This window comes from Ignatzschineria sp. PL_is040 (genome assembly GCF_055813795.1).
Genome location: NZ_JBVPGU010000008.1, coordinates 46,989 through 61,151, shown reverse-complemented (window position 1 = coordinate 61,151; position 14,163 = coordinate 46,989). Strand labels below are relative to the sequence as shown.

9 protein-coding genes are annotated in these 14,163 nt (G+C 41.8%); 1 reads left to right on the top strand and 8 read right to left on the bottom strand.

Features of this window, described 5'->3' with window-relative positions; all coding sequences use genetic code 11:
• Positions 1-76 precede the first annotated feature (76 nt).
• A complete protein-coding gene (locus tag AC0SAP_RS08895) occupies positions 77-796 on the top strand; it encodes a hypothetical protein (RefSeq protein WP_473383916.1) in 720 nt (239 codons plus the stop codon).
• 256 nt (positions 797-1,052) lie between these two features.
• Here AC0SAP_RS08895 and AC0SAP_RS08890 read toward each other — a convergent pair whose 3' ends face one another.
• The 8 genes from AC0SAP_RS08890 to rplJ form a co-directional block, all read right to left on the bottom strand.
• The gene (locus tag AC0SAP_RS08890; RefSeq protein WP_473383915.1) at positions 1,053-1,565 is read right to left on the bottom strand and encodes a chorismate--pyruvate lyase family protein; all 513 of its coding nucleotides are present in this window, start codon (positions 1,563-1,565) and stop codon (positions 1,053-1,055) included.
• A 192-nt stretch (positions 1,566-1,757) separates the two neighbouring features.
• Positions 1,758-2,507, bottom strand: a complete 750-nt coding sequence (locus tag AC0SAP_RS08885; protein ID WP_473383914.1) for a tRNA threonylcarbamoyladenosine dehydratase — start codon at positions 2,505-2,507, stop codon at positions 1,758-1,760.
• Between the two features lie 437 nt (positions 2,508-2,944).
• Positions 2,945-3,523, bottom strand: coding sequence for a superoxide dismutase (locus AC0SAP_RS08880; protein ID WP_094567431.1), 579 nt, complete (start codon positions 3,521-3,523; stop codon positions 2,945-2,947).
• Between the two features lie 575 nt (positions 3,524-4,098).
• Positions 4,099-4,545, bottom strand: a complete 447-nt coding sequence (gene nusB, locus AC0SAP_RS08875) for a transcription antitermination factor NusB (protein ID WP_094567432.1) — start codon at positions 4,543-4,545, stop codon at positions 4,099-4,101.
• Between the two features lie 80 nt (positions 4,546-4,625).
• A complete protein-coding gene (gene rpoC, locus AC0SAP_RS08870; RefSeq protein WP_473383913.1) occupies positions 4,626-8,735 on the bottom strand; it encodes a DNA-directed RNA polymerase subunit beta' in 4,110 nt (1,369 codons plus the stop codon).
• A gap of 67 nt (positions 8,736-8,802) precedes the next feature.
• Positions 8,803-12,933, bottom strand: a complete 4,131-nt coding sequence (gene rpoB / locus AC0SAP_RS08865; protein WP_473383912.1) for a DNA-directed RNA polymerase subunit beta — start codon at positions 12,931-12,933, stop codon at positions 8,803-8,805.
• Between the two features lie 205 nt (positions 12,934-13,138).
• Entirely contained in the window at positions 13,139-13,510 is a 372-nt protein-coding gene (rplL, locus tag AC0SAP_RS08860; RefSeq protein WP_473383911.1) for a 50S ribosomal protein L7/L12, read from the bottom strand.
• 73 nt (positions 13,511-13,583) lie between these two features.
• Positions 13,584-14,093 (bottom strand): 50S ribosomal protein L10, encoded by a 510-nt coding sequence (gene rplJ / locus AC0SAP_RS08855; protein ID WP_286481383.1) that lies wholly within the window; start codon positions 14,091-14,093, stop codon positions 13,584-13,586.
• Positions 14,094-14,163 lie beyond the last annotated feature (70 nt).

The following is a 14,163-nucleotide window of genomic DNA, read 5'->3' as shown; positions in this document are numbered from 1 at the left end:
TCACTGAGCAATGCCATAAAACAGTAATAGGCTACAAGCATCGCTTCGTAGCCTTTTATATCCCTTAAGGTTAAATATGAAACGAAATATCTTCTGGATTTTAGCCACAGTCCTCTTTATTGCAGTTTTTGCATACTTTGCTGCCCCCCTCTTTAAGCCCCCTAAACAGGGAAATATTGAGACAGAACCCTTTTGGGTTGTAGAAACCTCTCCGCAAAATCCCGATTATCTAAAAGTCTTTGAGATAACGCTCAATGAATCGGAGTTACAAGATCTTATCTACATTCTTGGCAACCGTCTCAGTCTCTCTCTCTTTGTTGAGGGCGATCAGAAGAGCCTAGAGGGATATATTAGAGAGACCCATATCGGAGGATTGACCGCCAGAATTCCTTTTACTCTCCAATTTGATGAAAGCGAAGTCAGCTCTCTTATGCCCTTTTTAACGGCGAGTAAAATGTCTACCTCAAAACGGCAGATCTATGAGATTCCAGAAGAGTATCATGGACGCTTCATGCAGAATAAAATTGAGAATATCGCCTTTATCCCTATGGCTGTCAATCTCGATGAAACTGTTATTTTAGGGCGATTTGGCGATCATCCCATCAAACTGCAAGAGAAGGATAATGGACCATATCACTATCTCTATCCAGAAAAAGGGGTCGATATCTCGCTTGATGCCAAAGGGGAGTATCGTGCCATTGTTCAATATATAACGCCGGCAAAGTTCGATGAAAAGATCCTCAAGCCCTTAATTGAAAATGGTGCAGAAGAGCGACCACTTCTTGAACTCCAATAGGAAGAAAAAGTGATCTTCTCCCGCTGATTTTATATAGCAGGTTTGATATAGCTAACGTTATATCGCTTGTCACACATCTACTATCATCTATCGATATCAAAAGGATTCATTATCATTGAATCCTTTTTTCTATCTAGCTCCCATAGTTTCAACTATTCCAACTATTCCAACTATTCCAACTATTCCAACTATTTCAGCTGCTTTAATTGACCTTGATTCAGATCGGTTCAGATCGATGGGAGTCAATCAGAGTCGATTAGCCTCTCTTAAATTGATTCAAAGAGGGAAGGTAATACTCAATCAAGGAGAGCTCTTCGGCCTCTCTATAGAAGAGAGACCTTCGCGCTACAATGATCTCATCCTCTTTTAATCCCTCTTGTGCAAAATCGGGTAAATCCTTAACCAAAATGAGCGCATACTCAAAAGGAGTGCGTTCAATGAGATTCTCTCCATTAAAGAGTCGTCTACCTAATGATTGAGTTCCGCAGTTGAGATATGCTTGCCAAAATTGAGAATCTAGATCACAGAGGCTCTCTGCAGCAATCACCGCTTTTTCCTCTAACTTTAATTTAACTCGACGACTAAAAGCATCCCTATCAGCTACTTTGAGCGAGCCTAAATAGAGAAGTTCGACACTAAATGCCGGGTTAAGTCCCTCTAATCCCTGTGTCAAAGATTGGATCGTCAAAAGAGGGAGATAGAGCTCAAGATCAAAGCCAGCCTCTATAAGAAGCGATCTGAGAGCCGATTGAGGATGCCAACTATCCATTTGAGAATTCCTTCAATAATTCTTAAACTGCTGCTTTCTAACAGCACTACACTACATGAGTATGAGTATGAGTATGAGTATGAGTATGAGTATGATAAAAACTCTAACCTAAAAGATAAACGCTCAAATATAGATTGTATACCCTTTTAGAGGATAAGATTCGAGCCGTTAAATACGATTGATTAGATACGACTAGATGCGCTTTGTAATTTTATTGATGATATAGCCGGCAGCCATAATCCCCATCGTTGCTGTAACCGTCATGATAGAACCATACCCCTGACAATTCAGTCCGCCATTTGCACTCTTTTTCGCTTGACTATTCTCGCGACTAAAAACAACCGGAATACCTGCACGCTGAGTATGATCGGGGAAATGATAATCTTTTCGTAAAATCGATTTTAAACGCGCGCAGAGTGGATCATGGAATGTTGCATTAAGATCATCAATTAAGAGCGCATCCGCTTGACATTTTCCCCCAGCGGCCCCCGTTGAAATGATCTTATAACGATGCCGCTTAGCATAAGCTATCAATGCCGCCTTTACTCTCACCTCATCAATCGCATCTAAAATCCAAGCCTTTTTGCGATCGAGCGTTAAATAGTGATTAAGATTATCCTCTGTTAAAAAATCTTCAATCACCTCTACCTCACACGCGCTATTGATCTCAACAATCCGGCGCTTCATCTCTTCAACTTTCGATGCCCCAATCGTTGAACTTAATGCATGAATCTGCCGATTAATATTACTCTCTGCAATATTATCGAGATCGATGAGTGTTAACTTCCCAACTCCACTTCGCGCTAATGCCTCTACAGCCCAAGAGCCCACTCCACCGATTCCGATAACTACCACATGGCTCTCAGCAAGACGCTTCAAACCTTCTTTCTCATAGAGGCGCTCTAAAGTTGAAAATCGGCGCTGATAATCTTGCTCAAACATAAAAATCCTTGAAATATACGCTTACAGCGAATGGTCAATCATAAATTGATCTCTATTTTACATAAATTTTAAAAAGATAGCTGTTTCTCTGATTCTCTCTAAGCTTTTTACAAACTCCTAAGAACGCTTCACTTCTCTGAAGATTCTCAAAATATCGCCCTGATCATAAAATCGTTTTTGATCCTAAAACGGGTCCTAAAATGGGTCCTAAAACGAGTCATAAAATGAGCCATAAAATAAGTCATAAAAAAGGAGATATCAAATTGATATCTCCTATCTTTAAAATCAGCAATTCACGCTTTAATCGATACTACAATCTTATTGCTGTTAACTGAATATGAGGGTCTATTCTCATAATTGATTCCAATAAGATCGGTATGATCGGTATGATCGGTATGATCAAGAAAATTGACCACAGATCACTGATTCTTAAATAATTAACCTAAACGCTCGTTTACTTTATCCCAGTTAACTAATGCCCAGAAATTCTCTAGGTAGTTAGGACGGCTATTACGGTAATCGATATAGTATGCATGCTCCCAAACATCACATGTTAAAAGTGGTGTTTGATCTTCTGTTAAAGGAGTTGCTGCGTTTGAGGTAGAGACTAGCTCGATTGAACCATCTTTGTTCTTCACAAGCCATGCCCAACCTGAACCGAATGTACCAATTGCACACTTGTCGAATGCTTTTTGGAACTCTTCAAAAGAACCCCATTTTTTATTGATCTCTTCAGCAATTTTACCTGTTGCCGCACCACCACCTTGTGGTTTTAAAGATTCCCAATAGAAGGTATGGTTCCATACTTGTGCCGCATTATTGAAGATTGGGCCTGATGATTTTAAGATGATCTCTTCTAAAGATGCATTTTCAAACTCAGTGCCTTCAATTAAAGTATTTAATGTATTTACATAAGTTTGGTGATGCTTACCATAGTGATACTCTAATGTCTCTTTAGAGATGTGTGGTGCAAGCGCATCTAATGCATAAGGTAATTTTGGTAATTCAAATGCCATTTCTTATTCTCCTTTCTTTCATTTTGATCTGATATTGAGCCTCTCATATCCCATATCATAGATCACTCCCGATAAGCGATCTCTGTTTCTATCTGCTTATCTACGAGCTTTCCATGAAATGAACTTCCTTCAATTTACTCTTAAGACTTTTAATACTTTTAATACTTTTAATACTACTAATACCCTTAAGAGAGAGCCTCAATACCCCTTTACATAATAACAGGATTAGAGCCTTTCCGCTTATCTCAAACACCTTAAGCGATAGTTGCTGTAAAAAAGCCCAAAAGCAAATAGGCCTTTGGGCTTCAATCTAATCTTAGAGTGCTATCTATTGAGCCACATTAGATCGATCAATAGCGATTTCACTTCAATCACCATTCTCTGCTCTGATCGATATGCCTCTATTTATCAACTTATCAATAAAGATCTCATTGACAAAAAGTTGCTGTAGATCAATTTTATGCCTTTTCACCTATTAACTCAAGCTTAAGCATAAAGTAAAGCAGATCGAACATATCTCTCAAGCTCTTATATTATCTTTCCCGTATACTGTGGGCTCTTTTCTAAAGACTCTTCTATTTCTCACCATTGCGTAATGGTACAGTTTTAGCGATTTTATCTAAAATACCATTCACATAACGGTGACTTCCCTCAGCGCCAAACTGCTTAGCAAGTTCTACTGCCTCATTGATCACTGACTTATAAGGAATATCGAGTTGATATTGCAACTCATAAGTTCCTAACCATAAGATCGCATGCTCAATCGGATCAACCTGCGTTACATCACGATCTAAAAATGGTGCAATGGTATTATCAAGCTCAGATCGCTTTTGGACAATATTTTGTAATAGCTCGTGGAAGTACTCACTATTTGCTTGAGCAAACTTCTCATTATCGGCTGCTAAATTAGCACTGATCTCATTGAGAGAACTCTGTGCAATTTGCCACTCATAGAGTGCTTGAATTAAAAAGAATCTTGCCGATTTTCTTGAAGCTATTAATTTACGCTTTGAAACAGACACGCGATATTTCCTCTTATATTGTGAATGAGAAAGCGCTCCCCTAAAGGAGCGCTCGATCAATAGTCTAAATCAACCAGTGACTACTTAGCTGCATTACGACGCTCTTGATGATAGATAAGGCCCGTTCCCGCAGGAATTAATCGACCTACGATAACGTTCTCTTTAAGACCACGGAGATGATCTTTCAAGCCGCGAATCGATGCATCAGTTAAGACACGCGTTGTCTCTTGGAACGATGCTGCAGAGATAAAGCTATCTGTTGCAAGCGATGCTTTTGTGATACCGAGAAGAACAGGTTGGTAAGTTGCTGGAACTTTACCTTCTGCCTCTAAGCGATCATTCTCTTCGAGAACTGCCACATATTCTGCCTGCTCACCCTTAATAAAGGAGCTGTCATTCGCCTCAAGAATCTCCACTTTACGGAGCATTTGGCGAATAATGACTTCAATATGCTTATCAGAGATCTTAACCCCTTGGAGACGATAAACATCCTGAATCTCTTTTACTAAATATGCCGCAAGCTCTTTCACCCCTAAGAGACGAAGAATATCGTGTGCACTTAACTCACCATCAACGATGATCTCACCCTTCTCAACAGTCTCCCCTTCGAAGACGTTAACATGACGCCATTTAGGAATTAACTCTTCATGAGCTACGCCTGCTGAGTCTGTGATAATAAGACGCTGTTTACTCATTGTCTCACGACCGAAGCTAACAATACCTGTTGTCTCAGCAAGAATCGCAGCTTCCTTCGGACGACGCGCTTCAAAAAGGTCAGCAACTCGTGGAAGACCCCCGGTAATATCACGTGTTTTTGACGACTCTTGTGGAATACGCGCTAACGCATCCCCGATGGAGACAGCATCACCATCATTGAGGTTAAGAATCGCACCAACAGGAAGTGTATACATTGCTGTTACATCTGTTCCTGGGATATTGAGCTCATTACCTGCTTCATCAACAACATAGATTGATGGTCGTTTTCCGCCAGTATTACGTTGCTTAGAATCGAGAACAATTAAGTTAGAGAGTCCGGTAATATCATCTGTCTGTTTCTGAACGTTGATATTTTCTTCAAAATCAACAAACTTGACAAAACCTGAAACCTCAACAATAACGGGGATTGTATGTGGATCCCATGTTGCAACAACATCACCGATCTCAACACTACCACCTTCATCAACAACAATCGTCGCACCATAAGGAACTTTATAGCGTTCACGGTTACGTCCGAACTCATCCATAATGATAAGTTCACCTGAACGAGAGATCGAAACAAGGTTATTATCCTTATTACGAACCGTCTTCATACGGACAAGCTTCAATGTTCCCTTCGTCTTCACCTGAACATTAGAAACAGCTGCAGAACCTGATGCCGCACCCCCGATATGGAACGTACGCATCGTCAACTGTGTTCCCGGCTCACCGATCGACTGAGCAGCAATAACCCCAACGGCTTCACCAGGGTTAACAAGGTGACCACGACCTAAGTCACGACCATAACATTTTGCACACAATCCATGACGATTTTCACACGTAATAGGTGAACGAGCGATTAACTCATCCACACCCTTCTCATCGAGAAGATCAACAGCAGCTTCATCTAGAAGAGTTCCTGCTGGGAAAAGAACCTCATCCGTTCCAGGAATATAGACATCTTCGGCAACAACAAGTCCTAATACACGATCACGTAATGGTTCAACAATATCCCCACCTTCAACGATCGGTGTCATTAAGAGACCATCTGTTGTACCACAATCTTCATTAACAATTACAAGATCTTGTGCAACGTCAACAAGACGACGTGTTAAGTAACCTGAGTTTGCTGTCTTCAATGCCGTATCAGCAAGACCTTTACGAGCACCATGCGTTGAGACGAAGTATTGAAGAACGTCGAGACCTTCACGGAAGTTTGCCGTAATTGGTGTTTCGATGATCGAACCATCCGGTTTTGCCATCAATCCACGCATCCCTGCAAGCTGACGAATCTGTGCCGCACTACCACGTGCTCCAGAGTCTGCCATCATAAAGATCGAGTTAAATGAAGTCTGCTCAACCTTTTCGCCTGTCTTCTCATCAACAACCTCATCTTTACCGAGGTTATTCATCATGGTTTTTGCAACCTCTTCGTTGGTGCGCGACCAGATATCGATGACTTTGTTATAACGCTCACCATTGGTCACTAAACCTTGTGAGTATTGTAACTGAACCTCTTTAACTTCCGCTTCAGCACGCTCAATAATCTCTTGCTTCTGTGGCGGGATCACCATATCTTCATAGCTGATTGATGAGCCTGAACGCATTGCATAGTAGAAGCCGGTATACATCAATTTATCAGCAAAGATAACGGTATCTTTAAGACCTAAGCGACGATAACAACTGTTAATTAAGTTGGAGATCTCGCGTTTTGTTAAAACTTTGTCAATTAAAGAGAATGGAAGCCCTTCAGGAAGAAGATCCGTTAAGAGAATACGACCTACTGTCGATTCAACACGGCGATAAGTCTCTCCCTCTTTGGCATCCTCAAACATTGAGATCGGAAGACGAACAGAAACTTTTGCATGAACATCAAGCTCTTTTAAGACATAAGCACGATGAACTTCAGCAGTATCTGTGAAGACTCTTCCTTCCCCTTTCGCATTGATTCGCTCACGCGTCATATAGTAGAGACCTAAAACAACGTCCTGAGAAGGAACGATGATCGGCTCACCATTTGCCGGTGAAAGGATGTTGTTTGAAGACATCATCAAGGCACGCGCTTCTAATTGTGACTCAATCGATAGAGGTACGTGAACCGCCATCTGGTCACCATCGAAGTCGGCGTTAAATGCAGTACAGACTAATGGGTGAAGCTGAATTGCTTTACCTTCGATCAATACTGGCTCAAATGCTTGAATCCCTAATCTATGAAGGGTCGGTGCACGGTTAAGAAGGATCGGATGCTCTGTAATAACATGTTCTAAGATATCCCAAACTTCCGGTACTTCACGCTCAACCATACGCTTTGCCGCTTTAATCGTTGTAGCAATACCGCGCTGGATCAATTGTGAAAAGATAAATGGTTTGAAGAGCTCAAGCGCCATCTGCTTTGGTAATCCACACTGATGTAGTCGAAGTGTCGGACCCACAACAATTACAGAACGACCAGAATAGTCAACACGCTTACCAAGAAGGTTTTGACGGAAGCGACCTTGCTTACCTTTGATCATATCGGCAAGTGATTTCAATGGGCGCTTATTCGCTCCAGAGATTGCACGACCACGACGACCATTATCGAGTAGAGAGTCTACTGACTCTTGAAGCATACGCTTCTCATTACGCACAATAATATCGGGCGCTTCTAACTCAAGAAGACGCTGTAGACGATTGTTACGGTTAATGACACGACGATAGAGATCATTAAGATCTGATGTCGCAAAACGGCCACCATCGAGTGGAACTAGTGGGCGAAGATCCGGTGGTAATACCGGAAGATTTGTTAAGATCATCCACTCAGGTTTGTTACCTGATGAGATAAATGACTCAACCAGTTTTAGACGATTTGAGAGACGCTTGAACTTCGTCTCTGAGCGCGTCTCTTGAAGCTCTTCACGAAGACGTGAAGCTTCCTCTTCAAGATCTAGCGCTTTAAGAAGCTCTAAGATTGCCTCTGCACCCATTCGTGCATCAAACTCATCGCCATACTCTTCGATCGCATCTAAGAATTCTTCATCCGTTAAGATCTGACCATGCTCAAATGGTGTCATGCCCGGCTCAATCACAACAAAAGATTCAAAGTAGAGGATCTTCTCAATATCACGAAGCGTCATATCAAGAAGAAGACCGATACGACTTGGCAATGATTTTAAATACCAAATATGTGCCACAGGTGATGCAAGGCTAATATGCCCCATACGTTCACGACGAACGTTTGAAAGTGTGACTTCAACGCCACATTTTTCACACACCACACCGCGATGTTTTAAACGCTTATACTTTCCACATAAGCACTCATAATCTTTTACAGGTCCGAAAATTTTCGCACAAAAGAGACCATCACGTTCTGGCTTAAAGGTTCGATAATTGATCGTTTCTGGCTTTTTGACTTCACCATAAGACCAGCTAAGAATTTTCTCTGGCGATGCTAAACCGATCTTGATCGCATCAAAACCGCCTTTATCTTCCGTCTTAAATAAATTTAATAAGTTCATTCGTTATCTTCCAATGTATATTTAAAGAAATGTCTCTACGACGCAGTACTTAGAGAAGAGATGATGATTACTCATCATCCCCATCATTGACTGTGTCAATATCGATACCTAGAGAACGGATCTCTTTAATCAGTACGTTAAATGACTCAGGCATTCCCACTTCGATGTTATGCTCACCATTGACGATATTTTTGTAGACCGCTGTACGGCCAGCAACGTCATCTGATTTTACTGTTAACATCTCTTGTAGGGTATATGCAGCACCGTAAGCCTCAAGTGCCCACACTTCCATCTCTCCGAAACGCTGACCACCAAATTGTGCTTTACCACCTAATGGCTGTTGCGTTACAAGTGAGTATGGTCCTGTTGAACGAGCATGCATCTTGTCATCAACCAAGTGGTTAAGTTTGAGCATATACATAAAACCTACAGTTACCGGTCTATCAAAAGCATCCCCTGTACGACCATCATAAAGGGTAATTTGACCAGACTCTGGAAGATCTGCTAAACGAAGCATACGACGCATCTCTTCTTCTGAAGCACCATCAAATACAGGGCTTGCCATCGGAACCCCTTTACGGAGATTTCCACAGAGCTCTAAGATCTCATCATCGCTGAACTTATCAAGATCAATCTGTTGAGCACTCTCATCTTTATTGTAGATCTCGTCTAGGAAGCTACGAAGTTTTTGTACTTCAGCATGAGATTTGAGCATCTTATCGATCTTCAAACCTAAACCATGTGCCGCCCAACCTAAATGGGTCTCAAGGATCTGCCCGATATTCATACGAGAAGGTACCCCAAGTGGGTTAAGACAGATATCAACAGGTGTCCCATCTTCCATATAAGGCATATCTTCTTCTGGAACAATCATGGAGATAACCCCTTTGTTCCCGTGACGACCTGCCATCTTATCTCCAGGTTGAATACGACGTTTAACCGCGAGATAGACCTTCACCATCTTCAAGACACCAGGAGCTAACTCATCACCTTGGGTCAATTTCGCACGAAGTTCTTCAAACTTCTTATTCGACTCTTTACGCTGCTGATCTAATAGCGCTTTAAGTTTCACCAACTCTTCAGCAAGTTCTTCAGATTTCACTTTAAGATCGAGCCATTTTTCACGCTCTATACCTTGAAGATACCTTTCAGTGATCTTATCACCTGCTTTAATGCCCTTATTACCCGCAGCAACATCAGCACCAATCAAGCTTTTGCTTACACGCTCAAAGAGGTCATCTTCAAGAATACGAAGTTGGTCATTTAAGTCTTTACGAACACCACGGAGTTCGCGATCTTCAATCTCTTTCGCACGGCTATCTTTCTCAATGCCATCACGGGTGAAGACACGAACATCGATCACCGTTCCATCCATTCCTGAAGGAACACGAAGCGAGTTATCTTTAACATCAGAAGCTTTCTCACCAAAGATAGCGCGAAGCAGTTTCTCTTCAGGCGTTAAAGTGGTCTCCCCTTTCGGTGATACTTTACCCACTAAGATATCGCCAGATTTAACTTCTGCGCCGATATAAGCAATACCTGCTTCATCAAGTTTAGAGAGTGCTGATTCAGAAACATTAGGAATATCGGAGGTGATCTCTTCAGGCCCTAATTTTGTATCACGAGCAACACAGGTTAACTCTTCAATGTGGATCGTTGTAAAGCGCTCTTCTTTAACCACACGCTCTGAGATCAAGATGGAGTCTTCATAGTTGTAACCATTCCATGGCATGAACGCTACTAACATATTTTGACCGAGAGCAAGCTCACCTAAGTCCGTAGATGGTCCATCTGCTAAGATATCTTGACGCGATACAATATCACCCTCTTTTACCAATACTTTTTGGTTAACACAGGTGTTTGCATTCGAGCGCTGATATTTTGTGAGATTATAGATATCAACCCCAGATTGACCTACCACTGTCTCATCATCATTAACACGGATAATGATTCTTGTTGCATCAACATAATCAACAACTCCCCCACGCTTCGCAACAACACAGACTCCTGAGTCGCGCGCAACGATACGCTCCATACCTGTACCCACAAGTGGTTTATCAGCATTGAGTGTTGGAACTGCTTGACGTTGCATGTTTGATCCCATGAGAGCACGGTTCGCATCATCATGCTCAAGGAAGGGAATTAATGCTGCTGCTACAGAAACAATCTGTTTAGGCGAGATATCGATATAGCTAATCTGCTCTTTTGTAAGAAGCGTAAACTCCCCACCTGAACGAGCAGCGATCAACTCTTCAACAAAAGCACCATTTTCATCTAATTTTGCATTCGCCTGCGCGATACCATAATTTGCTTCTTCATAAGCTGAGAGATAATCAACCTGATCTGTCACACGTCCATCAACCACTTTACGATATGGTGTCTCTAAGAAACCATAGCTATTGGTACGTGCATAACTTGCAAGTGAGTTGATAAGACCGATGTTAGGACCTTCCGGTGTTTCGATAGGACAAACACGGCCGTAGTGAGTTACATGAACGTCACGGACTTCAAAGCCTGCACGCTCACGTGTTAAACCACCTGGACCTAATGCAGAGATACGACGCTTATGAGTCACCTCTGATAATGGATTGTTTTGGTCCATAAATTGAGATAACTGCGAAGATCCGAAAAACTCCTTGATTGCCGCACCTACAGGTTTAGCATTGATGAGATCATGTGGTGTTAAACCCTCAGCTTCCGCTAAGAGAAGACGATCTTTAACTGCTCTTTCGATACGGACTAAACCAATACGATAGACGTTTTCAACCATCTCACCTACTGAACGAATACGACGGTTACCTAAATGGTCAACATCATCTACCTGTCCATGTCCATTGCGAATAGCAACCAACTCTTTTAAGACATCTAAAATATCTTGATTAGAGAGTGTGCCTTCGCCGGTATCGCTATCACGACCGAGACGACGGTTGAACTTCATACGACCAACCGCAGAGAGATCATAACGATCACTTGTGAAGAAGAGGCTTGCAAAGAGATTCTCAGCAGCTTCTTTTGTAGGTGGCTCACCAGGACGCATCATTCGGTAGATTTCGATCTGCGCCTCTAATTGACTCTTCGTTGTATCAGCACGTAAAGTATCTGAGATATAAGCACCGCGATCGACATCATTCGTGAAGAGCACAGGAATCTCATTGATACCATAAGCAACAAATTTTTCTAATGTCTCAGCTGTAATAACATCATTGGCTAATGCTAAGAGCTCACCGGTAGATTCATCCATAATATCTTGCGATAAGACTTTACCTACAAGATACTCAAATGGTACCTCTAACTCTTCAATACCCGCATCTTCAAGACGTTTAATATGACGAGCTGTTACACGACGCCCTTTCTCTACTAATACATCGCCATCGAGAATAATATCGAAAGCGGCCATCTCACCACGGAGGCGAGCAGGAACTAGCTCAAGGAAGAGCTTCTTCCCTTTAATTAAGAACTTATTCGTTTCAAAGAACTCAGCTAAGATCTCAGCGTCAGAGAGGCCTAAAGCTTTTAAGATGATTGTCGCATGTAATTTTCTGCGGCGATCGATACGAGCATAAACGAGATCTTTTGCATCAAACTCAAAATCCATCCAAGAACCACGATAAGGGATAATTCTTGCGGAGAAAAGTAATTTACCAGACGAGTGTCCTTTCCCTTTATCATGATCGAAGAAGACACCGGGTGAACGATGGAGCTGAGAAACGATAACACGCTCAGTACCATTGATCACAAATGTACCATTTTCAGTCATTAAAGGAATTTCACCTAAATAGACACCACCGCGACCAAATTGATCGATATCCGCTTCACGGATCTCTTTAATTTCACCGGTTTCTAAATCAGAAATTTTTAATCGCATCCCAATACGCAACGACGCTGCATAGGTCGTTCCACGCATCTGGCACTCGCGAACATCAAATTCGGGCTCGCCAATGTGATAATCCACATACTCTAAAGAGAGGCGAAAGCCGTTAGATGTTGCTGTTTTAGCTTTGATAGCTTCAATTGGGAAGATCGATTTAAACGCCGCGTGCAATCCTTGATCTCTACGCTCGCGTCTAGGGGTATGCTCTTGCAAAAAATTCTCGTAAGAGTCAATTTGTGTCGCGAGAAGGAAAGGGACTTCCTGAACTTCAATCTGCTTTCCGAAGTCTTTACGGATGCGTTTTTTTTCTGTAAACGAATAGACCATGCAATGTATTCCTCATGAGATGGGGAGTGTAAACATATAAATTAATCCTTTGGCCAAAAGGCCTAATTTATACGCTTGAAAAATATTTTTTAGAAGCTAGTAAAGGCTAGAGTCGTAACCCTAGCCTTTATGTTTCATTCTTAATTAAAAGAGTACCTGGTAATATCAGGCAGATAGTTGTACATCTCTTTTAATTATAGCCTGATTATTTAAGTTCAACAGTTGCGCCCGCTTCTTCAAGCTCAGCTTTGATCTTGTCAGCTTCTTCTTTAGATACTTGCTCTTTAACTGTTGCAGGTGCACCTTCAACAAGCGCTTTAGCATCACCAAGACCAAGACCTGTGATACCACGTACCACTTTGATAACGTTGATTTTCTTGTCGCCGACAGCCGTCATTACAACATCAAACTCAGTTTGAGCGTCTGCTGCTGCGCCAGCATCACCTGCAGGACCAGCTGCAACTGCAACTGCTGCTGTTACGCCAAATTTTTCTTCGATTGCAGAGATTAACTCCATAACTTCTGCAGTTTTCATCTCTTCAATTGCATTAAGGATATCTTCGTGTGAGATTGCCATAATATAACTCCTAAAATTATCTTAAAATTTTGATTAGTTAACGATTCTAAATTAAGAATTGTTAGCAGAGCGATTAAGCTGCTTCTGCCTCTTTCTTGTCTCTTACAGAAGCTAATGTTGCTGCAAGTTTCTGAACTGGTGCTTTCAATACTGCTAAGAACATTGAGATCGCTTCTTCCTTCGTTGGGAGTGACGCGATTGCTTTCAGTGCAGATCCATCATGGACTTCGCCATCATGGGCAATTGCTTTAACTACTAACTTCTCATTCTCTTTTTCCTTAAGGAAATTGTGAATAACACGTGCGCCGGCAACTGGATCTTCCTCGTTCATAGAGAAAGCCATGATGATCGGACCAACAAGACTTGGGATCGCATCTTCGAATTGAGTATCTTTCAATGCAAGTCTTGCTAATGTATTTTTCACAACACGGATATCAACATCTGCTGATCTTGCCGCATTACGAAGAGATGTAATCTGAGCTACCGTAAGCCCGTGGTACTCAGAAAGAACTAGAGAGTGCGCATTATTTGCTAACCCACTAACCTCTTCCACCACTACTTGTTTACTTTGCAAAGAACTCATTTTTCACCTTTACATATCTGGTAATTACTTACCTGTTACAACACCCAAACAATTAAGTTTGGCCCTACGG